This is a genomic window from Pectobacterium zantedeschiae, from assembly GCF_004137795.1.
GTDB classification, from domain to species: Bacteria; Pseudomonadota; Gammaproteobacteria; order Enterobacterales; family Enterobacteriaceae; genus Pectobacterium; species Pectobacterium zantedeschiae.
The window spans coordinates 507,067-532,576 of sequence record NZ_NWTM01000001.1; the positions used below are offsets into that span (position 1 = coordinate 507,067).

General features: G+C 44.4%; 20 protein-coding genes and 1 tRNA gene. 13 read left to right on the top strand and 8 right to left on the bottom strand.

Features of this window, described 5'->3' with window-relative positions; translation table 11 throughout:
• Positions 1-128 precede the first annotated feature (128 nt).
• The 4 genes from CLR69_RS02390 (at position 129) to CLR69_RS02405 (ending at position 6,502) form a co-directional block, all read left to right on the top strand.
• Positions 129-3,632: a glycosyltransferase gene (locus CLR69_RS02390; RefSeq protein ID WP_129711759.1), complete on the top strand. Its 3,504-nt coding sequence runs from the start codon at positions 129-131 to the stop codon at positions 3,630-3,632.
• 22 nt (positions 3,633-3,654) lie between these two features.
• The gene (locus CLR69_RS02395) at positions 3,655-4,776 is read left to right on the top strand and encodes a DegT/DnrJ/EryC1/StrS family aminotransferase (RefSeq protein ID WP_129705868.1); all 1,122 of its coding nucleotides are present in this window, start codon (positions 3,655-3,657) and stop codon (positions 4,774-4,776) included.
• A 115-nt stretch (positions 4,777-4,891) separates the two neighbouring features.
• Entirely contained in the window at positions 4,892-5,488 is a 597-nt protein-coding gene (locus CLR69_RS02400) for an acyltransferase (RefSeq protein ID WP_129705870.1), read from the top strand.
• A 171-nt stretch (positions 5,489-5,659) separates the two neighbouring features.
• Positions 5,660-6,502 (top strand): WcbI family polysaccharide biosynthesis putative acetyltransferase, encoded by an 843-nt coding sequence (locus CLR69_RS02405; RefSeq protein WP_165345962.1) that lies wholly within the window; start codon positions 5,660-5,662, stop codon positions 6,500-6,502.
• 69 nt (positions 6,503-6,571) lie between these two features.
• Here the strand turns inward: CLR69_RS02405 and CLR69_RS02410 are convergent, their stop codons facing one another.
• On the bottom strand, positions 6,572-7,615 hold the full coding sequence (locus tag CLR69_RS02410; RefSeq protein WP_242451524.1) for a glycosyltransferase family 2 protein: 1,044 nt from the start codon (positions 7,613-7,615) through the stop codon (positions 6,572-6,574).
• A gap of 821 nt (positions 7,616-8,436) precedes the next feature.
• Between CLR69_RS02410 and CLR69_RS02415 the strand changes: the two genes are divergently transcribed.
• From CLR69_RS02415 to phoH, 3 genes are all read left to right on the top strand, one after another.
• Positions 8,437-9,159, top strand: coding sequence for an RNA polymerase sigma factor FliA (locus CLR69_RS02415; protein WP_039485657.1), 723 nt, complete (start codon positions 8,437-8,439; stop codon positions 9,157-9,159).
• Positions 9,160-9,361: 202 nt separating this feature from the next.
• Positions 9,362-9,877: a flagella biosynthesis regulatory protein FliZ gene (fliZ, locus tag CLR69_RS02420; protein WP_129711757.1), complete on the top strand. Its 516-nt coding sequence runs from the start codon at positions 9,362-9,364 to the stop codon at positions 9,875-9,877.
• 531 nt (positions 9,878-10,408) lie between these two features.
• On the top strand, positions 10,409-11,197 hold the full coding sequence (gene phoH, locus CLR69_RS02425) for a phosphate starvation-inducible protein PhoH (protein ID WP_005970633.1): 789 nt from the start codon (positions 10,409-10,411) through the stop codon (positions 11,195-11,197).
• Between the two features lie 88 nt (positions 11,198-11,285).
• Here the strand turns inward: phoH and CLR69_RS02430 are convergent.
• The 3 genes from CLR69_RS02430 to CLR69_RS02440 form a co-directional block, all read right to left on the bottom strand.
• A tRNA-Ser gene (locus CLR69_RS02430) sits at positions 11,286-11,375 on the bottom strand.
• Between the two features lie 217 nt (positions 11,376-11,592).
• Complete coding sequence (locus CLR69_RS02435; RefSeq protein WP_039359779.1) at positions 11,593-12,231, bottom strand: RpiB/LacA/LacB family sugar-phosphate isomerase; 639 nt, start codon at positions 12,229-12,231, stop codon at positions 11,593-11,595.
• Between the two features lie 216 nt (positions 12,232-12,447).
• A complete protein-coding gene (locus tag CLR69_RS02440) occupies positions 12,448-14,481 on the bottom strand; it encodes a choline transporter (protein WP_129711756.1) in 2,034 nt (677 codons plus the stop codon).
• 356 nt (positions 14,482-14,837) lie between these two features.
• On the opposite strand from CLR69_RS02440, the gene betI reads away from it, so the two are divergent.
• The 4 genes from betI to CLR69_RS02460 all read left to right on the top strand — a co-directional run bounded on the left by betI (position 14,838) and on the right by CLR69_RS02460 (position 19,483).
• Positions 14,838-15,443 (top strand): transcriptional regulator BetI, encoded by a 606-nt coding sequence (gene betI / locus CLR69_RS02445; RefSeq protein ID WP_129711755.1) that lies wholly within the window; start codon positions 14,838-14,840, stop codon positions 15,441-15,443.
• A gap of 68 nt (positions 15,444-15,511) precedes the next feature.
• Positions 15,512-16,984 carry a betaine-aldehyde dehydrogenase gene (gene betB, locus CLR69_RS02450; protein WP_129711754.1) on the top strand — a complete coding sequence of 491 codons (1,473 nt, stop codon included), beginning with the start codon at positions 15,512-15,514 and terminating at the stop codon, positions 16,982-16,984.
• A gap of 19 nt (positions 16,985-17,003) precedes the next feature.
• The gene (gene betA / locus CLR69_RS02455) at positions 17,004-18,683 is read left to right on the top strand and encodes a choline dehydrogenase (protein WP_129711753.1); all 1,680 of its coding nucleotides are present in this window, start codon (positions 17,004-17,006) and stop codon (positions 18,681-18,683) included.
• Between the two features lie 146 nt (positions 18,684-18,829).
• Positions 18,830-19,483 (top strand): tellurite resistance TerB family protein, encoded by a 654-nt coding sequence (locus tag CLR69_RS02460; protein WP_129711752.1) that lies wholly within the window; start codon positions 18,830-18,832, stop codon positions 19,481-19,483.
• 94 nt (positions 19,484-19,577) lie between these two features.
• Here CLR69_RS02460 and fabA read toward each other — a convergent pair whose 3' ends face one another.
• Together fabA and CLR69_RS02470 are read right to left on the bottom strand one after the other, a co-directional pair.
• On the bottom strand, positions 19,578-20,096 hold the full coding sequence (gene fabA, locus CLR69_RS02465) for a bifunctional 3-hydroxydecanoyl-ACP dehydratase/trans-2-decenoyl-ACP isomerase (RefSeq protein ID WP_005970620.1): 519 nt from the start codon (positions 20,094-20,096) through the stop codon (positions 19,578-19,580).
• Between the two features lie 91 nt (positions 20,097-20,187).
• Entirely contained in the window at positions 20,188-21,957 is a 1,770-nt protein-coding gene (locus tag CLR69_RS02470; protein ID WP_129711751.1) for an AAA family ATPase, read from the bottom strand.
• Between the two features lie 177 nt (positions 21,958-22,134).
• On the opposite strand from CLR69_RS02470, the gene matP reads away from it, so the two are divergent.
• Positions 22,135-22,593 (top strand): macrodomain Ter protein MatP, encoded by a 459-nt coding sequence (gene matP / locus CLR69_RS02475; protein ID WP_129711750.1) that lies wholly within the window; start codon positions 22,135-22,137, stop codon positions 22,591-22,593.
• A gap of 77 nt (positions 22,594-22,670) precedes the next feature.
• Here the strand turns inward: matP and ompA are convergent, their stop codons facing one another.
• A complete protein-coding gene (ompA, locus tag CLR69_RS02480; protein WP_129711749.1) occupies positions 22,671-23,771 on the bottom strand; it encodes a porin OmpA in 1,101 nt (366 codons plus the stop codon).
• Positions 23,772-24,133: 362 nt separating this feature from the next.
• Positions 24,134-24,652: an SOS-induced cell division inhibitor SulA gene (gene sulA / locus CLR69_RS02485; protein WP_129705894.1), complete on the bottom strand. Its 519-nt coding sequence runs from the start codon at positions 24,650-24,652 to the stop codon at positions 24,134-24,136.
• Positions 24,653-24,875: 223 nt separating this feature from the next.
• Between sulA and CLR69_RS02490 the strand changes: the two genes are divergently transcribed.
• Positions 24,876-25,496, top strand: a complete 621-nt coding sequence (locus tag CLR69_RS02490) for a TfoX/Sxy family DNA transformation protein (RefSeq protein WP_129705896.1) — start codon at positions 24,876-24,878, stop codon at positions 25,494-25,496.
• Positions 25,497-25,510 lie beyond the last annotated feature (14 nt).

The window sequence follows — 25,510 nt, forward strand, 5'->3', positions numbered from 1 at the left end:
CACAACATGAGAGTGTGATAGCGCATTGGTTGCTGAAGAGCCAAGGGCGGTAGCGTTCTCTCTGCCAGATAATGGCAATATATTTTTTGTAAACTGCATATATGAGAGTGTGATTTTCAGGATAAACGATGAATAAAAAATTTAAATATCCTTATGTAATTACTGTTCCGGGTTATATTGAAGCCTCTCTTGGGATTCAGGTCGTACATCGCCTTTGTCATCTTATTAACCAATATGGCGGAGAGGCATACGTTATTTCGCCGGTAATTAACCCAGAATGGAATACTCCACAATTAACGTCTGGGAAATTTAATGAATATAAAGAGTCTGGGGAAGTATTCATTGCAGTTTACCCTGAGATAGAGTCAGGAAACCCTCTGGAAGCACCTATCTGTGTCAGATATATGTTGAATAGGGAAGGGGTTCTGAACGGCAACAGTATTAATGCAGGTGAGGATGATATATTCTTCTTTTATCGACAAGAGTTTGCTGAAAATGAAGCGAATGTAAATTTGTTGACGATATCAACTTATGATTTATCAGTGTTTTGTGATGATGTTACAAAGAAAGATCTTGACCTTTTATATTTAAATCGAATTCCACGAAGTTCTGTCGACTTTTCAACGTTGCCTGAAAATATAACTGTTTTATCGATGGATCAACCCTTATCTCTGAATGAGCTTTCTAAAGTTCTTAAGCGTGGACGGGTTATGTACTCTTATGAAGCATCTGGTACCTGTGCTTTAGCTGGGTTATGTGGTTGTCCTGTAGTCGCCAAAATTGCTACGGGGTATGAAAAATATGCTATCACAGAGAATACATCTAAAGATGTGGGTAATTCCGAAGTTGCCTGGGATGATTCCCCTAATGAATTGGAACGAATAAGGGCTAGTCTTTATAAATATAGAGATTTTTATGAAGGGTTGGAGATCGTGTCCAATCAGCAAATTTTAAAATTTTTAGATATCACGCAAGATAAAGCACAGGGTTTTTATAATAAAAACTATAAAGAAAACATAATGGAGTGGGTTAATAAACGCAAGCTTTCTTCTGAAAGAATTAACCTTCTTTCAAAAAGTATTAATGAGTTGGTATCACCTCAAATTATTTATGTTTGTATTTATGATCAATATGAATCTTGGCGCAAGGTTTTAATTACATTAGAGTCTTTACTACCTGTTAAAAAGATGTATTCAAGACTGAACTGTATTGTTTTTACCGATGGAGAATATACTCTTTCTAAAGACTTTGAGTCCTGGGTTTCATTGTGCAAAAAAACAAAGCTAAACACTACTATACAAAATATAGCAATGCAGCAGTGTTTTAACTGGCTTCAATATGTGAGGGCTGGCGTTACATTTGTCGCAGACGGATTTTTTTCCACTATATGCTACTTAAATAAAGGCAGTGAATATAGTGCAGTCTATCCTGATAAAATATTTATTAGTGAATGTGGTGAGTTAGAATCAGCTTTTTTGCCTGATTTTAGTATTGATTATTTTCTTGGCTTTCCTAGCGCATTTTTTGTTGGCTGTTTCTTTCATCAAAGCGTCTTTATAGATACAAGTAATTACAGTGACATTTACCCTGATTTTTTTGATTTCGACGTTCTGATGCGTTTGATTACAGGTAAGGGAAATAGGCATGTCGGTCATTTTTCTGAGCCGTTGTTAATCAGTGAGTCAATAAAAGAGTTAGATGATAATAAAACAGAATACCTAGTTAGTAACTATTTAAACGCAAGAGGATATGTGAATAGCTTGATTTTACCTAATTCATTAGGTGGATGTCGGGTTGTTTATGGTCATAAAAGAGATTTACCTAAAATTAGTATTTTTATCATCGATAATGGTGATGTCAATATATTGCAACGTTGTGTTATGGGGCTGCTAGAGAAATCTAAATATACCAATTATGAAATATTTATTCTAAGTTGCTATGCTGAGATCGAAGAGAATCGTTACTGGCTGGAAGAAGTAAGTAAAATTGATCCTAACAGAATAAAAATCATTGTATTTCCACATCAGGAAAGTCGCGCTAAGCTCAACAATATCGCTGCTACTCAAGCATCGGGTGATTATCTACTTTTGCTTGATGCCGAAGTTTTTCCTGCACATGATGAGTGGCTGGAAAATTTAGTTAATCATTGTATGCGCGATGAAGTTGGGTGTGTTGGCAGTAAAGTAATTAACCTAAATGAAAAAGTTTATTCAGCCGGTATGATTCTTGGACTTAATGGTGTGGTTGGAAGTCCTTTTGTAGGGAGTCACTATTCAGCCTCCGGTTATATGCATCGTTTAGCAATAGAGCAAAATTATAGTGTTCTTCCCTTATTATGCTTGATTATAAAACGATCTATTTATCAAGATGTTGGTGGAATGGATGAGTCATTGACAGAGGCGAATCTTGCTGATATTGATTTAAGTCTAAAAGTTCGTGAAGCGGGTTATCTTGCTGTTTGGACACCTTACTCTATTGTTGCAACAGACTTATCGCCAGAGGAAAAAAATGAGAGTAAAGAAATTTACTCAGATCAAGATAAAGTAATCTATCATAAGTGGGGTAATCTGATTGCCAATGACCCTGCGTATAATAAAAATTTATCATTGAAAAAAAATTATAAAATAGAAGAACACAGTAGAGCATATGGTCCATCATTAGAGTCGAAAAAATTACTAAGCGTAACGATATTTTCTGGTGGTTGCAATCCGATGCATATGTATCGATTAGAGGAACCCTTTTACAAGATGAGATTCGATGGAATGATAGATGGAGTTGTTGCTTCAGAACCTTTCATCATGTCTGATTTATTAAAAATAGAACCTGACGTCATCATTACTCAAAATCACATTCAAAGTAGGGAAATAACTAACTTTAAATCGATGAATGATTGCTTTTCTATTTATGATATGAACTATTATGAATTAAGTAAATTTTATGATAATAAGAGCAAGAAAGAACAATTAAATAAAATTAAAGAGGAATTGGCTTATTTTGATAGAGTGATTGTCGGGTCTGAGGTGTTAGCTGAGCAATATGGAAGAGTGCATCACGATATTCAGGTTTTACCCACATATTTACCTCATTCCTGGAATGATCTTGCCTTCAAGGAAAGGGTAAGCGATAAACCTCGAGTTGGGTGTGTAACATTGGATCTCAGTGATGAAGATATTGAACTGGTTTCTAACATCGTCCGTGATTTTTCCCACCTCGTTACATGGGTATTTCTGGGAACGTATCCTTCTAAACTGAAACCGTTTATTCATGAATATCACCGCTATCACGGTTTTACGCATTACCCCCAACAGCTAGCTTCTCTTAATCTTGATTTTGCAATAGCGCCGTTGGCTGATAATCACGCTAATAGAGCTCGCAGCAATATTCGATTATTAGAGTTTGGTATATGTGCAATACCGGTTATATGTAGTGATGTTTTATGTTACAAAGGTAATCTTTCCATTAGCGTAGTGAAAAATAGGTACAAAGACTGGTCTGCTGCAATGAATCAATATATTCATGATGTGGATTCCGCCAGAAAGTTTGGCGCTGTGTTGAAAAATGAAGTTCAAGAGAACTGGATGCTTAATCAAAAAAATCTGGAAACTATAAGTAAAAGTTGGTTGCCACGATAATTTATTACGTTAAGGGCTGTTTATGAAAAATGAGATATATGTTACCAGTCCACTACTTCCTCCGCTTGAGGAGTTTATCCCTTACTTGGAAAAAATATGGGAAAACAAAAGATTAACGAATGGTGGACCTTTACACGAGCAACTTGAAGAAGAACTGGCAAAATACTTGGGAGTTAAGTATATCAGTCTTTTTTCGAATGGTACCTTAGCACTATTGACTGCATTGCAGACATTACGCATTACTGGTGAAGTTATCACTACCCCTTATTCCTTTGTGGCTACTTCACACTCGCTTTTGTGGAATGGTTTAAAACCCGTATTTGTGGATATTGATCCTCTGACGTGTAATATTGATCCTGATAAAATTGAACAAGCAATTACTTCTGATACCTCGGCTATTATGCCAGTACATTGTTATGGTATTCCTTGCAACATTGAGCGTATTCAAGCTATTGCGGATAACTATGGACTAAAGGTCATCTATGATGCTGCACATGCATTTGGCGTAAAAAAAGATAACTATAGTGTTTTAAATCATGGCGATTTATCTATCCTTAGTTTCCATGCGACGAAAGTTTTTAATACTATTGAAGGCGGCGCAATTATTTCTCAAGATGCCAAGACTAAAAGGCGCATTGATTATCTGAAAAATTTTGGTTTCGCTGATGAAGTTACTGTCGTCGCGCCAGGTATTAACGGGAAAATGAATGAAGTTCAGGCTGCGTTTGGTCTGCTACAACTAAAATATATCGATGATGCATTGTTGAAAAGAAAAACCGTATACCAACGCTACAGAGAAGCATTAAGTAGCATACCTAATATTAGACTGACAGATGTCACTGAGAATATTTCATGGAATTATGCCTATTGTCCGATCTTTCTTGAAGAGAGTTTTCCCTGTAGTAGAGATGAGCTGTATCTCTTAATGAAAGCTGCGGGTGTATTTACACGGCGTTATTTTTATCCCTTAATTAGTTCATTCCCAATGTACCGTGGTTTAGATAGTGCTAAAATCGAAAATTTACCTGAGTCTCACATTGTTGCTGAATCTGTACTTTGTCTACCCATCTATGCAGACTTACAAGAAAATGAGCAAGAGGGAATTATTAATTTAATTTATAGTATAGCTTGTCAAGTAAATTAGCTCTGTTTAGATAAATAATGTATCTCTGGTAATGAGAATTAATATCGAGAGATCATTAAAGTAATGCTACTAAGAAAAGTAGTGTTTTGTTAGTTTAACGTAATGCAGGTTCCTTATGAATCCTTTCAATGTTGGTTTCTTTACAGAAAATGAACTGATCAATTTTGGGTTTAAATCATTAGGTAAAAATGTATGCATTGCAAAAAATTGCACTATCTTAGGTTTAGAGAATATATCAATAGGAAGTAATGTGAGAATCGATGGATATACGACGATAATCGCAAGCGGGAATGGCTTTTTGAACTTAGGATCATTTATACATATAGGTGGTTATTCACTATTATCTGCAGGTGCAGGTATAACAATGAATGATTTTAGTGGTATATCTCAAGGTGTTAAAATTTATAGTAAAACAGATGACTATACGGGTAACTATTTAACTAATCCTACTGTAAGGCCAGAGTATACTGGGGTCACTTCGGGTGAAGTGATTTTAGGGAGACATTCGATTATCGGCTCAGGGACTGTAATCTTACCGAAGTTGACGATTGGCGAAGGAACCTCTGTGGGTGCTCTGTCCCTTGTAACAAAAAGTCTTTCTGAATGGGGAGTTTATTTTGGTAGTCCAGTAAAAAAAATAAAAGAAAGAAATAAGGAATTACTTAAGTTAGAAAAAAAATTTCTGATTGAATTATCTAAAGAAAATCCATGATTTTATTTTTATGCATTATTCTTATTTTTTATTTTTTTTCGTGAATTATACCTATAGGTAGATGTAGCTAATTCTAACTTCATTAAGAAGAGTATAGATTAGATTTTTTTCATGAAATTATATAAATTAATAAATTCTTCATTAAATTAATATCTTTTATATGGGTGTTTTATGAGAGTTGCCTTAGTTGGAAATTGCCAGCTTGAAATTATTGGTGAGTTGCTGAAAAATAATAAAAATATAGGTGGGAACGAGTATAGCTATGTTTTTAATACGCCAATATATAAATTAAATGAGAAAGTTGATGTTATAAACTTCTACCATGAATTAGAGTCTTGTGATGTTATCTTTATGCAGTATCACTCTGAACGATGGGGGAGGTTTTCTACTTCTTCATTGGAAAGGTACTTTGATATAAAAATGCTGCCCACAATGGAATCTCGAATATCTAGCCCGCAATTAGCCTATATAGATAAAGACCTACCTGATCTTATGGTTTATGTAGACTATCGATTTCTGCATTTATATCTCTCGGGGCTTAATTATCAGGATGCTATCGCTCAATATCACAATGTAAGTCTATCCCAAGATAAAAAAGATGCTGCATTGACCGAGGATGCTGATAAGTATAAAAAATTATACAACTCAGAAAAATTGATTTTTGATTACTCGGATTATTATTTTTCATCGTTGTCTCAAGATCAAAATGAGTATTCAACGATTAGCCACCCTAGTAATAAACACTTAAGTTTATTGTTTGAGGCAATACATCTTAATACGTTTGGTGCCCATGAAAGCTTTAACCTTAATGGACAAGAGTTGCTGAAAAACTATAGCGCACCTCACCTTGGTAGTGGGGATGATAGCTATTATATGATGAGGCATTCTGGGTTGTCACTTGCCTGCAAAATAAATTATTCGTTTTTTGATAAGTATAGTCGAACTGATCTGGCTAAAGCATTAATTAGCTCAAATTACTATAATCTTCTAAATGATGAATATATGAATTTTTAAATCATATATTATTTTAATGGAATATCAGTTTTAGTAATATGGAGATATTCCATTATTTTTTAAAGTAAACTACGATGTAACTCTTTTTATCCCTTCAACCGCCAGCTTGTAATTCCCGCATCGTTGATAATAGTCGAGAGCTTCTGGCTTCATACCAAAACACTCAAGTATAACCGCTATGTTATAATTGGCTTTATACGTCCCAACGCCTTGCTTTCGGCCTGGCCCCATTTTTGTACATGACTGAAATGTATCAATCGCATTCTGAAAATCAGCGTTGTTCATGAGTATTAATGCTTTTAAAAACATAAAGTCAGTAGAAGGGCAGAGATTTTCATATTGTAAAATCCCTAATGCTTTTTCATACTGTGCAGTATTAATTAAACAATAGCCGTAACATTCAATCAGAACTTCATTGTAATCCTGATTCATATCTTTTTGCAGACGTAGTGATGTTTCAAAACTTTGTGCTGCTTGCTCGTAATTTTTTCCCAAGTAGTGACTTTTTCCTAACTGATAATGCAGATAGGGGTCATCGCTCGTTTTTTCGATAGCATTTTGGAGTAGGGTAATATTGCGGGCGATCTTGTTTTTACTTTCGATAGTTTCCGTAGTGTAACCACTATGCATGAATGATAAAGGAGTATCAAAACGTCCATCGGGCGCTTCTCCAGTATTCTTCTTACAAATTTGCTCATGGATAATACCGAAAAACTCATAATATTTTTTGTTGAAAATTCGGCTTATACGTTCTTGGATTAAATCTATGTCATCCGTGTTTTCATCATTGGTGATACTTGCTATCTCTACGGTACCCACCTGCGTAGGATGAGCGTTAATATGTTTATAAAGTAGCTCTGTATCAAATTTATTAATTATTTCATCAGCATCAACAACTAAAACCCAATCATGTTTAGCGAATCGTAGTGAATAATTTCTCGCGGCTGAGAAGTCTGATATCCACTCAAAATCATAAATTTTGTCGGTAAAATTCTTGGCAATATTCTTTGAGTCATCGCTAGATCCGGTATCAACAACAATAATATCATCAAAATATTTTGCAATTTCTTTCAGCGAACTACGTAAGTGTGAAGCTTCGTTTTTCACTATCATGCAGACTGATATCATTGTGCACCGGATTTTTTAAAAATGTAGATAGATGTTACAAGATATTATACCAAACTTTTAGTAGCATCAATCCGAGATCGATTTTTAACTGCTTATGGTGTGAAGGTTTAATCCGTGACGAATGCTTAATATCATTTCATCGCTTAACTACCTGAAGATACGGTGTGTTTTTATCTGTGCTGGGAGTTAAGAATGATATTATGTTACAGATGAAACGATAGAAGATTTAACGATTACTGGTTATGGGGCAAGAGTCATTGACCAGCGTGACTCATCTGAGATGAGTCACCGAATGTAACACGATTATCACCTATACCTCCCGTTAGCATTGTGGTTAGTGATAATGACGATGAAGATCTGCAAGCCGTGACGATCAATCCAATACCTTTTAATAGTGAACGGCTGGGATTGCAAGACACTCTGTTAGATCCTTATAAGGAAACACGTAAAGCCACTGAATCATTTGGTTAAGCCGAAATAAAAGCAGATAGGCCAGACCTTTAGCCCAGCTTTAGGCGCAGAGATGCCATGTATTGAAAATGGTGTTCTCGTCCATAAAACATCCTTTTCTCTGCGTAGAACCTGCGCTAGAATCATCCTCCTTCGAAAGAGATATACATCACAAATTTGGCGTCTCATTGCATTCCATACGACTGTCGTTTGTGTTTCTCACCGCATATTCTTTACCTAATCTTGTCATACATGGCAGGAATAACCCTTCTTTTTTGACGCTATTCAGGCGATTGGCTACCCTACCTAAAAGCATAATAGTGTCGATAACATTATCATCGTAGGTATTTGTCACTGTGAGCGATTTGTATACCGCCGAAGGCACAATGGATAAAAATTCCCTTTGGAAGCGCTATGTCCCACTAGTGCGCCATGAAGCCTTGCGTTTACAGGTTCGTCTCCCCGCGAGTGTTGAACTTGACGATCTGCTACAGGCTGGAGGTATCGGCTTGCTAAGCGCGGTTGAACGTTATGATTCGTTGCAAGGTACGGCGTTTACCACCTATGCCGTCCAACGAATTCGTGGTTCGATGCTGGATGAATTACGCAGTCGTGATTGGGCTCCACGCAGTGTACGGCGTAATGCACGGGAAGTGGCACAAGCAATGCAACAGGCTGAACAGCAACTCGGTCGTACTCCAACGGAGCAGGAGGTTGCGCAGACCCTGAATATCACGCTTGAAGATTATCGTCAGATACTGCTGGATACCAATAATAGCCAGCTTTTCTCTTACGATGAATGGCGTGAGGAACATGGTGATAGCGCAGAGGCGTTACTGGAAGGCAATGAAGATGCAAACCCATTACATCAACTGATGGAAGGCAACTTGCGCCATCGTGTGATGGACGCCATTGAAAACCTGCCAGAGCGCGAGAAGTTGGTGTTGACGCTTTACTATCAGGAAGAATTGAACCTGAAAGAGATTGGTGCCGTTCTTGAAGTTGGGGAATCGAGAGTCAGTCAGTTGCATAGCCAGGCGATAAAGCGCCTGCGCGTGAAATTAATGAATGATGTTTAATTGCGCTGCGTAGGAATACTGTTATCAAAATATATCTTCAATTACTGAAGTTGCAGGATCATGACCATTTTTGAATATTGATACGCGTCATATATCAGTATCTTAATAGTGAATATTTCCTGTTTTGTGGCACCAATCCTCTGGCGTAATGAGAGGTGCTATCGCTTTGCATTGAAGTTATATATTGTCATGGAATGGATTCATGCACCCATCAATTCGGAAGAAACAGCTGCTAAGCCGTTATCTGAAAGACTTCAAACATAGACAGACCAACTGTTCCCAGTGTGATAAAGAGCTCGATCGTGTTTCACTGGTATTTCGTAATCAGCTTATTAATAAAAAATCGATCGGCAGCATCGATAGGCTTATCGATGATGAAATATGGTCTGGTCTGCAACAAGAGTTAATCCCACTTTGCCGCTTTTGTAGCGAAATATTATGCAATACCAATGCTAGCTATTTCGATATTAAAGCTTTCACACAATATCTGATTGAGCAAACCGAAGTTCGCCATAGTACGATGCGCGAGTATGTCATTCGTCTACGGCGCTTGGATGAACTGCTGGCCGCAAATAATTATCCCGCAGAAACCTTTTCCCGGCACCGCGACGGGGTGCAGCAACGGGTGTGCGACTACCTTCCCGACATTGAGCAAAATATCTACCGCAGCGCCCTAAGAAAATACGATCAATATCTGGACTGGCAGCGTCATTTTTAACGAACATACAGCGTCGTTTTCAGGCTAACATTGCTAATTCAGGGGATAGTGACTATACGTAAATGTTATGACAGTGTAAAAAATGCTTGCATTGCAGGGGCAAATTATTGCACTGTCATACTACTGAAATCATTCGGCACTAATTTTTAGCCAATGGTTGGCAGTAGTTCTACGATGCGATCAATCATTATTCAGTGGAATAGTTGTTGTCACAGTGAGGAACGCGAATGGTAATGTCCTTTTGTGGACTTTGTAGTCGATGTCAAGATTCTACGCTGCTGACTCGCCGATGCGAGGGATTTTCCTCCCACTTATTTTCAACACTGTTCCATTCTCTCTTTACTCAAACTCTCCATTTATCTTCTTTTTCTATCCATGAATGCTCGGCCCGTTTTTCACTCGGTTCGTGGATGACACATGTGTATTTTCTGTCCGCTATTGGCTTAATAAGGAAGCCTAACCTCGTTAGTGAGTTAAACGTCACGCGCTGCAAAGCAGTGCGGTAAGTGAAACAAACTGTAAGGTGCCACTATGGGAAGACAAAAAGCAGTGATCAAAGCTCGTCGTGAAGCCAAACGTGTTATCCGTCGTGATTCGCGTAGCCATCGTCAGCGTGAGGAAGAATCGGTCACTTCTCTGGTACAGATGGGCGGGATTGAAGCAATTGGAATGGCGCGTGAGAATCGTGATAATTCCGTGATTCAAGCTCGCACCGCCGCCCAGGAACATTACTTGTCTGCGATAGAAAACAAACAGTTGATTTTTGCCACAGGCGAAGCTGGCTGCGGTAAAACGTATCTGAGCGCTGCGAAAGCGGCGGAGGCACTAATCCACAAAGAGGTTGAGCGCATTATTGTTACGCGGCCGGTATTACAGGCCGATGAGGATCTTGGCTTTTTACCCGGAGATATTTCGGAGAAGTTTGCACCTTATTTCCGCCCAGTTTACGACATACTCTTGCGACGACTGGGATCATCTTTTATGCAGTATTGCTTACGGCCAGAAATAGGAAAAGTCGAAATTGCTCCTTTTGCCTATATGCGTGGACGGACATTTGAAAACGCAGTTGTGATTCTGGATGAAGCGCAAAACGTGACAGTGAACCAAATGAAAATGTTCCTGACGCGTCTGGGCGAGAATGTCACGGTTATCGTGAATGGCGATGTCACGCAGTGCGACTTGCCCGCTGGGGTTAAATCCGGCCTACGAGACGCACTGGAGCGTTTTGTTGAGGATGATATGATTGGCGTGGTCTCTTTCGGTAAAGAGGACTGCGTGCGTTCGGCACTGTGCCAGCGTACGCTCCATGCCTATGGCTGATGTCTGTGTGGCACGGGAATAACAGTTCTCGTGCCATCACCATAAAAGAAAACGCCCCTGATTTTCATCAGGGGCGTTTTCTTTTATATGGCGGTGAGGAAGGGATTCGAACCCTTGATACGTTTTCACGTATACACACTTTCCAGGCGTGCTCCTTCAGCCTCTCGGACACCTCACCGGGGGTTACCTACAAGAGGCAACGGGGCGGTACTATAGGGAGTCACTTAGCTCTGGTCAAGCAGTATTTAGCGCTATCCGTGCGTCTGGCTAAGCATTGAACGGTAACGGATAGTCCATGCAACCGTGTCGTCAAAATGTAGACAAAATCAGTAAAAAATACGCATAAAAAAACCACAGACCGAGATGGCCTGTGGTTTTTGTCAGCTATCGGACGATTACGCCAGCAGCGTTTTGATATAGCTGGTCAGTGCTTCGTCTTTGCTGTTAGCGAAGAAGTATTCCTGGAATTTAGGACCAGCAACGGCACCTTTAACCAGATCTTGATCGAGGCCTTTCAGGATGGTGATCAGATCGTTGTAGGTCACTGCTTTTACAGCATCCAGGATTTTCTTGTTACGTTGTTGAGGTGCAACGCGATCGCTTGGATAGCCTCTGCCGCCTTCTTCTTTGAACAACTGGGTAAACAGGTTTTCCAGGTTCAGTTCAGCGCCCCAGCCAAAGCCTTTAGCGTAAGGAACGGATACCGCGTTACCGTTGTTGATCTGAGAGAACAGGTAAGCATCAGATGGGTCAACAACCAGACCGCAGATTACGCCTGGGAAGGAGTTACAAGCCAGCATTGCGCCTTGGCCAGTACCACAACCAGTTACGACGAAATCAGCTGCGCCAGAGTTCAGCAGGATAGCTGCCAGAATACCGTTCTGGATGTAAGTCAGTTGCGCTGCATCTTCAACCGCATACTGGCCGTAGTTGTGTACAGTGTGGCCCAGCGGTGCAACCGCTTTAGTCAGAGACTCGGCGATGATGGCGTTTTTGGCAGCCTGGCTGTTCTCGTTAATCAGTGCAATTTTCATGTTCGTTCCTTTTCTGTGACGGACAAATACATTTTTTAAAACTGTATTTCAATTTGATGTGTGCAGTATACCGTTTCAAAAATAAAGCGCAAATCGTGGAAGCAAAGAATGCGGCACAGCCCATAAATTCGGGAAAAACACGTTGAAGGAAAAATGTGTGATGAGGGAGTAAGTGATTGAAAAATGGCGCTGTATTTCAGCGCCATAGGGGAGTAATCATGCATCAGGGAAGGTGAGCGTATTACCCGGTGCTTCTCGATTAAGATGAAGAAAATTCAGGTGTCGTTCGTACTGATCCAAAATATCGTTAATCACCTGTTCTTTGCTGTAATCCATCAGATCATTCCCTTGGCTTCCTTCTAATAAGAAGGTTTCAAGCCGGTAATAGTCTGATTTGCCTGACCGGGCTCGATAGGTAAAAGCTGGAACGCTATAACGCTGTGGCCAAATCTGATAAAGAAAGTTCTGTTCATCACCCAAATCGACCAACAGTTCGAGATGGTTCAAGCGCTCATCTTCGACAGGCGGCAATTCGCTGACTTCAACGCTGGCACCTCGTAGACGTAGCTCACGCGCGACATCATCCATCGCGGCTTTACAGACGTTATCCAGCATTTTCTGCGTATGCGTTGTGCCAGGGAAATTCATGACACGCGAGAGGCGCTGTTTCCAGTTCAAGCGATCGTCGCCTGATATTGGCATCGGTGCCGATGTTTGTAAGGAGCTGGCTTTACGGTAATCTTCGACCCGCAGAGATTTATACAAGCCCGCCATAATAAAGAACATCACAAAGCTAAACGGTAACCCCATGATGACGGTGGTGTTCTGTAATGCTGAAACGCCATTTGTCATCAACATACCCAGCGTCAACAGGCCAATGGCGACTGACCAGAAAACCCGCAGCCAGTTTGGCGCATCATTGTTGATGTCGCTAAGGCGAGAGGTGAAGTTACCCAGTACCAGTGAACCGGAATCGGCAGACGTGACATAAAACAGCAAGCCGGTAATGGTGGCTACAGAGGCACTCAGACTAAAACCCGGATACTGTGCCAGCAGACTGTAGAACCCACGCTCTGGGTGCTGCATGACTTCATTCGCAAAATCCAAATTACCGTGGATGACTTGATAAAGCGCACTGTTGCCGAAAATAGAGAGCCACAGCAGCGTAAAGACAAATGGAATGATCAACGTACCGACGACGAACTGGCGAATCGTTCTGCCGCGGGAGATACGGGCCAGAAATAGTCCGACAAACGGTGCCCACGCGACCCACCATGCCCAGAAAAACAGCGTCCAGCTATTCATCCATTCTGTCGGGCGATCGAATGCAAAGCTATTGAGCGTCATGCCCGTAAAGCGATTGATGTAATCCCCGACGTTAAGGACCAGCGCATTTAGTAAAAACTCGGTATCGCCCCAGAAGAGCAGGAAGAGGATCAAACCCAGTGCGAGCAGGACGTTAAGTTCTGAAAGGAAGCGAATACCACGATTGACACCGGACGTCACAGAAACGGTAGCCATGATCACGGAAAGCAGGATCAGCGAAGCCTGAACGGTGAGGTTTTCTGGAATTTGAAACAGGACTTTCAGCCCGTAGTTAAGCTGAACAACACCGATGCCCAGCGTGGTGGCGATACCGAAAATAGTACCGAGCACGGCTGCAATATCGACGCTGTGCCCAATCGGGCCATTGATGCGTTTACCAAAGATAGGATACAGAGCAGAGCGAATCGTCAGCGGCAAATTATACCGATAACTGAAGTAGCCTAGCGCGATTCCCATCAATGCGTACATTGACCAGCCCGTTAGTCCGTAGTGAAACAGCGTCCAGACCATAGCTTGCCGTGCGGCTTCCATTGTCTGACCTTGCCCTTCCGGCGGCATCATGTATTGGGTGATAGGCTCCGCAACGGAAAAGAACATTAAATCAATCCCGATCCCCGCGGCAAACAGCATTGCCGCCCAGCTCATCAGGCTAAATTCAGGCTTCGACTGTTCCGGCCCGAGCTTGATTGACCCAAATCGAGACGAGGCGATGAAGATGACGAAGACGATGTAGAGCGTGGCGGCTAGCAGGTAGTACCAACCAAATGTTGCGGAGACCCAGTTGAGCGCGTGGGTAATCCAGGCATTTGCTTCTTTGTTAAACAGCATGGTCATCAGCGAGAAGGTCAAGATTAATCCCGCTGATGTGTAGAACACGACAGGATTCAGGCGATCCTGTTGGGTGGTGGTTTCTGAGGCTGGCATGGTGATCCCTTGCGTTATGTGAATCGATACTCTGACTCTTCTCTCCACGAAGCGCGCTTAGCGCATATCAAGAGCTTAGCCCAGACCAATAACAAGGCGCAGGACATCCGCTGAGTACGCTTTCCGTTGAAGATGGTTGTCAGAACAAAAAATAAGTCATTTATTTTAAGGTGGCGTTATCGTCTGAACTAAAGCCACTTTTCATGATAATTGATACAGATTTTTAACCTTTCAGCAATAAAAGATATTCATTTTTTATTGAACGTTCAATCAAAAAAAAGTTTAATGGGACAAATCGGATCACGGATCATCGTCTTTTACTGTGATTCATAACGCAAAAAATGAGGGATAGGGCAGTGCCTAAAGTCGGAATGCAGCCCATCAGACGGCAGCAACTCATCGAAGCAACGTTGGCCGCGATTAATGACGTGGGGATGCATGACGCCTCAATCGTGCAGATTGCCCGACGTGCGGGGGTGTCGAATGGAATCATCAGTCATTACTTCCGCGATAAAAATGGCTTACTGGAAGCGACAATGCGCTATCTGATTAGCCATCTGGGGCTGGCAGTGAAGTCAAGATTGCTGAACCTGACAGAAAATACGCCTCGTGCTCGTTTGCGGGCGATTGTTCAGGGAAATTTTGATGATAGCCAAACGAATAGCGCAGCGATGAAAACCTGGCTGGCGTTCTGGGCCAGTAGTCTGCATTCCCCCATGCTCCATCGGTTACAGCAGGTTAACGATCGGCGGCTTTACTCTAATTTGAGTGTCGAATTCAGTCGCTGTTTGCCGACAGGCAAAGCACGCATTGCGGCAAAAGGGTTGGCGGGGCTGATCGATGGCTTATGGCTGCGCGGCGCGCTAAGTCATAACGCCTTCAACTGCGAAGAGGCGCTGAGCATTACTTACGACTACATCGATCAGCAACTCACTATCGATCAGTCGCTTACTCGCGTGTAACCCTTCCTTATTATTTTGCCTTCTCTGCCCGGAACCTGTGATCGGGCAGTTATCAGACAGGAGAATGTATGTCTCGCTACGGTTTACAACAGCTTTATATCAACGGTACCTATGTTGATAGCTTGGGTGACGATACGTTTGATGCGGTGAATCCCGCGAATGGCGACGTTATTGCTTGCATCCAGTCAGCCACTGCCGCCGATGTTGATCGAGCAGTCAGCGCAGCTACCGCAGGGCAGAAGGTATGGGCGGCGATGACGGCAATGGAACGTTCGCGCATTTTACGCCGCGCCGTTGATATCCTGCGTGAACGCAATGATGAACTCGCGTTGCTTGAAACACATGATACCGGCAAACCGCTTTCGGAAACGCGTACCGTCGATATCGTGACCGGTGCCGATGTTCTGGAGTACTACGCGGGGTTGATTCCTATGCTGGAAGGCCAACAGATTCCGCTGCGGGATACCTCGTTTGTCTATACTCGCCGTGAACCGCTTGGCGTCGTCGCTGGCATCGGCGCCTGGAACTATCCTATTCAGATTGCACTGTGGAAATCGGCGCCCGCTCTGGCGGCAGGAAACGCGATGATCTTTAAACCCAGTGAGGTGACATCGCTCACCGCGCTGAAGTTGGCGGAAATCTACACCGAAGCTGGGTTACCGGCAGGCGTATTTAACGTGCTGACCGGAACAGGGAAATCCGTTGGTCAAGCGTTGACCACACACCCAGGCATTGCCAAAGTCTCTTTCACTGGTGGGATCGCCAGTGGGAAAACGGTCATGGCCAATGCAGCAGGCTCGACGTTGAAAGAGGTCACAATGGAACTGGGCGGGAAATCGCCGCTGATCATTTTTGACGATGCCGATCTGGATAAGGCGGCGGATATCGCCATGATGGCGAACTTTTTTAGTTCAGGGCAGGTGTGCACTAACGGTACGCGCGTCTTTGTGCCTCAGGCATTGCAGATGCAGTTTGAGGAAAAAATCCTGACGCGCGTTCAGCGAATTCGTGCGGGCGACCCTACTGATGAATCGGTGAATTTTGGTCCATTGGTTAGCTTCCCGCATAGAGAGTCCGTTCTGCGTTACATCGAAAGTGGAAAACGTGAGGGCGCTCGTGTGCTGGTGGGCGGTGAACCTATGACAGACGCTGGCTATGCCCAAGGCGCATACGTTGCTCCTACGGTGTTCACTGACTGTCGGGACGACATGAAGATTGTCCGAGAAGAAATCTTCGGCCCTGTCATGAGTATTCTGACGTATCAGGATGAGGATGAAGTTATCCGCCGCGCTAATGATAGCGAGTATGGGCTGGCGGCAGGCATTGTGACCCGCGATCTGAACCGGGCGCATCGGGTTATTCATCAGCTTGACGCGGGTATTTGCTGGATCAATACCTGGGGAGAATCTCCGGCTGAAATGCCTGTGGGCGGCTACAAACATTCGGGTGTCGGACGTGAAAACGGGATAACAACGCTGGAACACTACACGCAAATTAAATCTATACAGGTTGAACTGGGTGAATTCCGCTCGGTATTTTAAACGAAGGGGAGAAAGCCTAATGGAATATGATTACATCATCATCGGAGCCGGTTCTGCTGGCAATGTGCTGGCTGCGCGTTTAACAGAAGAAAGCGATGTGAGCGTGCTGCTGCTTGAGGCGGGTGGCCCTGACTATCGACTGGATTTTCGTACACAGATGCCTGCCGCGTTAGCTTTCCCATTACAGGGGAAGCGCTATAACTGGGCCTATGAAACCGATCCCGAACCTCATATGAATAATCGCCGAATGGAATGTGGTCGAGGCAAAGGATTAGGGGGCTCATCGCTGATTAACGGCATGTGCTATATCCGCGGCAATGCGATGGATTTTGATCACTGGGCGACCATGCCGGGTCTGGAGGATTGGAGTTATCTTGACTGCCTGCCATATTTCCGCAAAGCGGAAACGCGGGATGTGGGGTCGAATGACTACCATGGCGCAACGGGGCCTGTTTCGGTGACCACACCGAAGATGGGAAACAACGAACTGTTTCATGCGATGGTTGAAGCGGGCGTGCAGGCGGGTTATCCCCGTACCGACGATCTCAATGGATATCAGCAGGAAGGCTTTGGGCCGATGGATAGAACCGTCACACCGAAAGGGCGTCGTGCCAGCACCGCTCGGGGCTATCTGGATCAGGCGAAAAGCCGTAAGAATCTGACTATCGTGACACATGCCTTAACCGACAAAATTCTTTTTGACGGAAAACGTGCCGTTGGCGTCGCTTACTTTAAAGGCGAAAGTGCGCAGACGGCGAAAGCTCGTCGCGAAGTGTTATTGTGTGCTGGCGCAATTGCCTCGCCGCAAATTCTACAACGCTCTGGGGTGGGGCCGAAAGATCTGCTTCAGGGGCTCGATATTCCTGTGGTGCACGATTTGCCCGGTGTCGGTGAAAATTTACAGGATCACCTGGAAATGTATTTGCAATATGCCTGCAAAGAACCGGTATCACTGTATCCGGCGTTGCAGTGGTTTAATCAGCCGAAAATTGGTGCGGAATGGCTGTTCAATGGCACCGGTATTGGTGCCAGCAACCAGTTCGAAGCTGGTGGCTTTATTCGCAGCCGGGAGGCGTTCACCTGGCCGAATATTCAATACCATTTCCTGCCCGTCGCGATTAATTACAACGGCAGTAATGCGGTGAAAGAGCACGGATTCCAAGCGCACGTCGGCTCCATGCGCTCACTTAGTCGAGGGCGTGTGCAGGTGCGATCCAAAGATGCGCATGAGCATCCCAGCATTCTGTTCAATTACATGTCGACAGAACAAGATTGGCAGGAGTTTCGCGACGCGATCCGCATTACGCGTGAAATCATGGCGCAGCCAGCGCTGAATAAATACCGCGGACGAGAGATCAGCCCTGGACTGGAAATTCAGACGGATGAAGAACTGGATGAGTTTATCCGCACTCACGCTGAGACGGCATTCCATCCCTCCTGTTCCTGCAAAATGGGAGAGGACGACATGGCAGTCGTCGATGGGCAAGGTCGTGTCCATGGCATGGAAGGGCTACGTGTTGTCGATGCTTCCATCATGCCGCAAATTATTACCGGTAACCTGAATGCGACGACTATCATGATCGCTGAGAAAATTGCCGATCGAATCCGCCGTCGTCAGCCGTTGCCACGCAGCAAAGCACGTTACTATGTCGCAGGGAATACACCAGTGAGAAAAGCATCGCTGAAACCCGCATCGTGACGTACCCCGCATAGCCAGATGGACCGTGTAGAAAGTGCGGTCCATACTTTTCATTGTTATACACAATCTGACAAACAAACGCCTTCCGCGCCATTACTATGGGTCATAACACCATCAGTGATGTCACTTTTCCTTGAGGAATGAAAATGAATAATTGGCTGCAACAAATTCAGGGCTTATTAGGTTCCGGTAGCAAGCCGGGGAATCATCATCAAGGCGGAAAAAACGGCAATTTGGGCGATATGCTGAAGCCCGCGGCGTTGGGTGGCTTGGCGGGTGTGTTGTTGTCGAATAAATCTACGCGGAAAATCATGGGTTCATTGGGTAAAAATGCTTTGATTATCGGCGGCAGTGCGGCGGCGGGTGTCGTGTTGTGGAACCAGTATAAGAAGAGGGTTCGCGACACGCATCAGGACGATCCACAATTTGGTACCCAATCCTCGACTGATAATATTCGCGCCCGACGTCTGATTCAGGCTCTGGTGTTTGCTGCCAAGAGTGACGGGCATATTGATGCGACTGAGAAACAGCGTATTGATGACAATATTCAGCAACTGCAATTGGGAAGCGATGCGCACCGCTGGGTACAGGAAGCGATAGAACAACCGCTTGACCCAGTTTTACTGGCGAAAGATGTCAAGAATGAAGAAGAAGCGCTTGAGGTTTACTTCCTAAGCTGTGCGGTCATTGATGTCGATCACTTCATGGAGAAAAGCTATCTGGATGCGTTAGCGACAGAGCTGAAAATACCGCAAGACGTGCGACAGTCAATCACCAATGAGCTGAAGAGTCCATCATGAGTGGATAGCTTAGTCGTTGGTTAGATACAATCGAATAAATGGAAGGGATAACGCGGGCGAAAAATTATTCGCCCGCAATCAATATAGTCGGTACTTAGAAAGAGCTAGTGTCTTTGAACAGACCAACTTTCAGTTCATCAGCAGTATAGATCTGTTGACCGTCAACCAGTACTTCACCATCAGCAATACCCATTACCAAACGGCGATTGATTACGCGTTTGAAGTGAATGCGGTAAGTGACTTTCTTCGCCGTTGGCAGAACTTGCCCGGTGAATTTAACTTCACCCACGCCGAGTGCGCGGCCTTTGCCTTCGCCACCCAGCCAGCCCAGATAGAAGCCGACTAGCTGCCACATGGCATCCAGGCCAAGGCAGCCAGGCATCACTGGATCGCCAATGAAATGGCAACCGAAGAACCACAGGTCAGGCGTGATATCCAATTCGGCTTCCACATAGCCTTTGCCGTACTTACCGCCGTCTTCTGTCATTTTAACGACGCGGTCCATCATTAGCATGTTAGGGGCGGGTAACTGAGGGCCTTGTGGGCCAAACAGTTCACCACGACTGGAGGCAAGGAGGTCTTCTTTTGTATAGGATTCGCGTTTATCTACCATGGTCTCTGTAAGCCTTGTTTTAATGAAGCACGCAGATTAGCGTACAGCTGTACGCTGAGCAAGTCTGTTGCGTCTGGTTGAACCAGTGGGTTTAACGGAAAAACCAAGGGAAACGCCTACGTTCCTGAGGTAAAAGTTGTCCAATTCTCTCACGAATCGCCGCTAACAGATTTGGTTGCTGCTCATCGTCATAAGGGAAATTGGTCAGTAACGACACCGCTTCTGGCGCAGTTTCTACTGGGAACAAGTGGAATTTCCCTTCGCGTACAGCCTCAACGACATCATCTTGTAAACAGAGATGACGTAGATTAGTCGCAGGTAAAATAACGCCCTGAGAACCCGTTAGCCCACGACGCTGGCAAACCTCAAAGAAGCCTTCGATTTTCTCATTTACACCGCCAATTGGCTGGACACGACCAAATTGATCGACGGAACCGGTAACGGCAAACTGCTGGTTGATTGGGCGTAAGGAGAGAGCACTGACCAACGCACACAGCTCTGCCAGTGAGGCGCTGTCGCCATCAACTTCGCTATACGATTGCTCGAAAACCATGGATGCTGAGAAAGGAAGCTGTTGATCAAGTTCTAGCTCGGTAATCAGGAACGCCTGCATGATCATCATGCCTTTAGCGTGTAAATTGCCAGCAAGTTCGGCTTTGCGCTCGACGTCAGTAAATTCACCATCACCAGCGTGAACCACACAACTGATACGTGTCGGCTCGCCAAAGGCAACGGGGTAACCTGGGAATTCGAGTACGGAAAGTCCGTTAACCTGACCGACGACTTCACCTTCGGTTTCGATCAGAATCTGGCCTAATTCTATTTCATCTTGCATACGCTCACGAAGATAGCCTTCGCGCCATTGGCGAGCGGCAACCGCGTCAACCAGCGCCTGTTCTGTAATCTGGCCATCTCTCGCGTACAGCGACGCGTATTTTAACTGGCCGACGAGCCAGCGTGGGCATAATGGTAAATTGCCTTGATCGCCGCTGTAGCGCACAGCAATGTTGATTAATGTAGGCCAGGCATCCGCGTCCAGAAGTGGCAGTTGATTTTCACTGCATAGTGCATTGATGTAAGTACACCAGCGCGCCATGTCATCCGTTTCAATCAACTGTAGTTGTGCTTCAAACTCGCCGTAAATCGCGTGTTCGCCTAATTCTGGCTCCATATCATGAATATCTGCCAGACTTTCCCGGTCACCGAGAATGATCAGACGAATATCAAGTGGCATCGGTGGTACATCAACAGGAAGTGGTTTGCGCTCGTCTGGTGACAGCCAACGATAGAGTCCCTCTGCCATAATCTGCTTCAGACGCAGCCACATCAACGGCTGAGCCAGCAATGCTCTTGCAGACAGGATTAACGTACCGCCATTAACCTGATGAATCAGCCCCGGATGCAGGGTGATTTCATCATGGAAATTGCGCACGCAGCCGAAAAGTTGCTCAGGCTCAATCCATTCCTGATAGCCACAGGACTGCTGTGCGGCAAAATTATCCGCAGACTGTGTGGCTGATTCGACCCGGATATGACGACCCTCAATGATATATTTACTGCCATGTATCGCCCCGGAGTCTGGCCTGATGGCGCTCAGCGCACGGGCGATCAATGCCATATAGTCATCGTTCTCTTGCGCTTTCAACAGCATAAAGCGGGAAGGGGAACGAGGGTGGCAAAAGAGCGTCAGACTGTCTGCCAGACGCGACTGAATAGCGGAGAATTCAGCAGGGGCAAGCTGAGCTGCCTGCGTGAATAGCGTTTGATAAGGCGTATTATTTGGCAGTAAATGCTGCCATGAGAGTCGGTTACTGGTCAAAGTATCAATGTAATCGTCTAAAGGAAAAGCGTGATTATACAAGAATAATGCGGACTGCGCATAAGGAGAGTCATCTATCCGTCATCTTTCACTTACTGAAGCTCAAGCCATGTTTGGATAATCGTCTTAAAAGCTATCGGAAAACTGTCAGAAAGCGGCCAAAATCAGGGAAAACTGTTATGCTGAAAGTAACGTTACGCGGTCACTGAAGAATTTAATATGAAATATCAACAACTAGAAAATCTTGAGTGCGGGTGGAAATGGAAATACCTGGTGAAGAAGCACCGGGAGGGAGAGGAAATTACACGTTTTCTTGAGCAAAGTGCAGCCGATGACGCTGTACAGTCATTGCTTAAAATGGAAAACCAGCCAGTGAAGCTGCTGGAGTGGATTGCACAGTGTATGAATCCCACCTTAGAAAACCGGATGAAGCAGACGATTCGCGCACGGCGTAAACGCCATTTCAACGCGGAACACCAGCATACACGCAAGAAATCGATCGATCTGGAATATTTGGTGTGGCAGCGCCTTGCCGCTCTCGCTCAGAGACGTGAAGTTACCTTGTCAGAAACGATTGTACAGTTAATTGAAGACGCTGAGCATAAAGAAAAGTATGCCAGCCAGATGTCGCTGCTTAAGCAGGATCTTAAAGCCATTCTGAATAAAGATGAGAAATAATCGGCTTTTGTCATTTATCGTACTGACAAACAAGCATAAAAAAACCTCGCCGAAGCGAGGTTTTTTTCGTTAATAACTTAAGCCTGAGGCTGAGTTACAACGTCTTTGATGCCTTTAACTTCGATCTCTACGCGACGATCAGGTGCCAGGCAGTCGATCAGCGCAGCACGAGGTTTCACGTTGTCACAGGTAGAACCGGTAACTGGTTGAGATTTACCTAAGCCACGAGCAGAGACTTTGTTCGCAGGGATACCTTTAGAAACCAGGTAATCAACTACGCTCTGTGCGCGTTTTTCAGACAGAGCTTGGTTATATTGCTCTGAACCTAAACGGTCAGTGAAGCCCAGAACAACAACGGAACCGTCTTTCGGATCCAGAGAGCTCAGCTGGGTGTACAGTTGATCCAGTGATTGCTGGCCTTCTGCTTTCAGCGTTGCTTTGTTGAAGTTGAACAGGACATCAGATTTCAGGGTGAAACGCTTGGTTTCAACAACTGGAGCTGGTGCTGGGGTTGGAGCCGGGGTAGCGATAGGAGCTACGCGGTCATCTTGGCCGAAACGGTAAGACAGGCCAACGCTCATCAGCATGTTGTCTGGACGGGCACCAACGGTACCAGCATCACCGATGTTGCTTACCCACTGGTAGTCAACACGAGTAGCCCAGTTTTTGTCGATAGCGTATTCAACACCGATCGCAGCCAGCGGAGAAACGCCAGTGTCGTCGTTGTTGATGTCAGCTCTGGTACCTGTGTTTACAGTAGTGGCTGCATGGCTGTCAGCGCGCCATACCATACCACCCAGACGGGTATAAACATCCAGGTCAGGAAGAACTGGGTAGCTCAGTTTAGCAGCCAGTTGGATGCCTTGTGCCTTGAAGCTAGCGCTGTCATCGTTTGATGCAGTTGAACCAGCATACTTCATGCGGCCCAGCCAATCGTAGCCCAGTTCAAAACCTAGGTACGGGTTGGCTTGATAACCAACGAACGCACCAGCGCCTAACTTGCTTTTGATTGGGTTGTTGTTGACACCGGTGTAACCATTTCCGTAGAAACCAGTATCGTGGAATTGAGACACACCCAGTTTACCACCGGTGTACCAGGTATTGTCTTTAGGAGCTGCTTGCGCGATGGTCGCGAAGCTAGCCAGTGCCACTGCAACTGCGATAGCTGTTTTTTTCATTTTACGCCTCATTATCATCCAAATCGGCAATTAACCTGGAGGGCTAATAAACCTTTGGTTAAAATCCTTTGGTTGGAGACTTTGCCCTTATTTATGACTCACTGTCAGTCAACTGACGTTATAAAAGAGCAACTCCAGCGAGTTAAAGTCTACAACGTGATGAGAAAGTTACAAGTATGATGTGATTTGCGTCATAAGAAAACCGCACGATTCATACATACTTGCTAACAAATAGTAGATGCTTTTGACAGATCTTACGCCTTTTAGCTGTATTAAATATATCCAAAAAGCCCGCAGAATACCGCTCTGCGGCGATCGGCAAGACACATAAGCTGAATGGGCTGAGAAAATTCTTAATTTACTTAATGATACAATGTCGAGTGAATTTTAAGGCTAGGAAACAGTCTATAGGCGTCACCGCCAGTGCTTTCTGCATTACTTTCTGGCCGCATAATAAAGCCATACGTATTTCCAGCCTGTGCGGCGTGACGCAATCGAACCTTCTCTTCTTCCGTCAATTCGTGCGGTAACCAGCACAAAACGGCGCTGTAATTCCCTGTCAGCAACGCTCTTTCCATGGCATCAACCGTACACAGAGGGCTGATATGGTGGAGTTGCACCATTTTATCCAGCGGTAGCCCAGATTGCTGTACCCAGGGACGGCTCAGTTTTTGCTGAGGTGAAAGCCACAGCAGCCAGCGAGACTGTGTGCCTAGCTGCTGTAAGAGTGGTAATAACAGGTGTGTGACTATGGGCTGATCGGCGTTGTACACGATTTCGCTGATAATGCCACCTGTGGCAACCGAGGGCTCCGCAGCGTGTTGATTTGCAGAAAACGATGACGACTCGATGTTGTGAGAGTGGATTGATTGCGTACGCATAATGAGTTCTACCCATAGTGTTACTGTATGAACATACAGTATATGCTGTGTGCGTGAAAATCAACCTGATTTTTTGAAAGCGCTTCGCATATTCCTTATGCAAGAGACAGTAAACACATTTACTGTTTGAAGCCGCATCGGGGCTGTGTTTAATTATTTGTTCCTGCTACAGATATTTTTAATTGTTCAGGAAGAGATCATTTCAACACTAAGGATTATGGCAATGAAGCAATTATGCAAAAAAAGGATTTTGCAATCTCAGCAGTCTTTTTCATCTTTGGGAGACATCACTTCGCGCTCCCAATTTGGTGGCTACAGCATCGCAGCAAACAAAACAATTTTTGGACTGGTGTCGGAAGGAGAGCTTTATCTTCGTGCCAGTAAGAAAGATGAAGAATATTTTCAGCAACGTGATATGCCTCATCTGATTTATACCAAACGCGGTATGCCGGTCCCGTTGAACTACTTTCTTGTCGATGAAATATTATGGCAAGAACCCGTGCAGCTATTGCATTTTGCTCGTATGGCGCTGGTGGGTGCGGAGTATGATAAAGAAGTCAGAAGCATGAACGGGCGATTAAAAGACCTTCCTAATCTTAATCATGATATTGAACGCCTGTTGTGGAAGGCAGGGATAAAGAATGTTGATGAGTTACAGCATTATGGTGCGAAAAACAGCTACCTTGAGTTGCGAAAGGTTCGGGCTAATCTAAGCGTTAACGTGCTATTGGCGCTTGCTGGCGCTATTTGTGGCACGCATCAGGCTGCATTGCCTCGCGGTATCCGCAATGAATTGCTGGAATGGTATAAAAACAACGCTGTCTCCAAAGGACCAAAACACTAAGAAACAGGCCATAT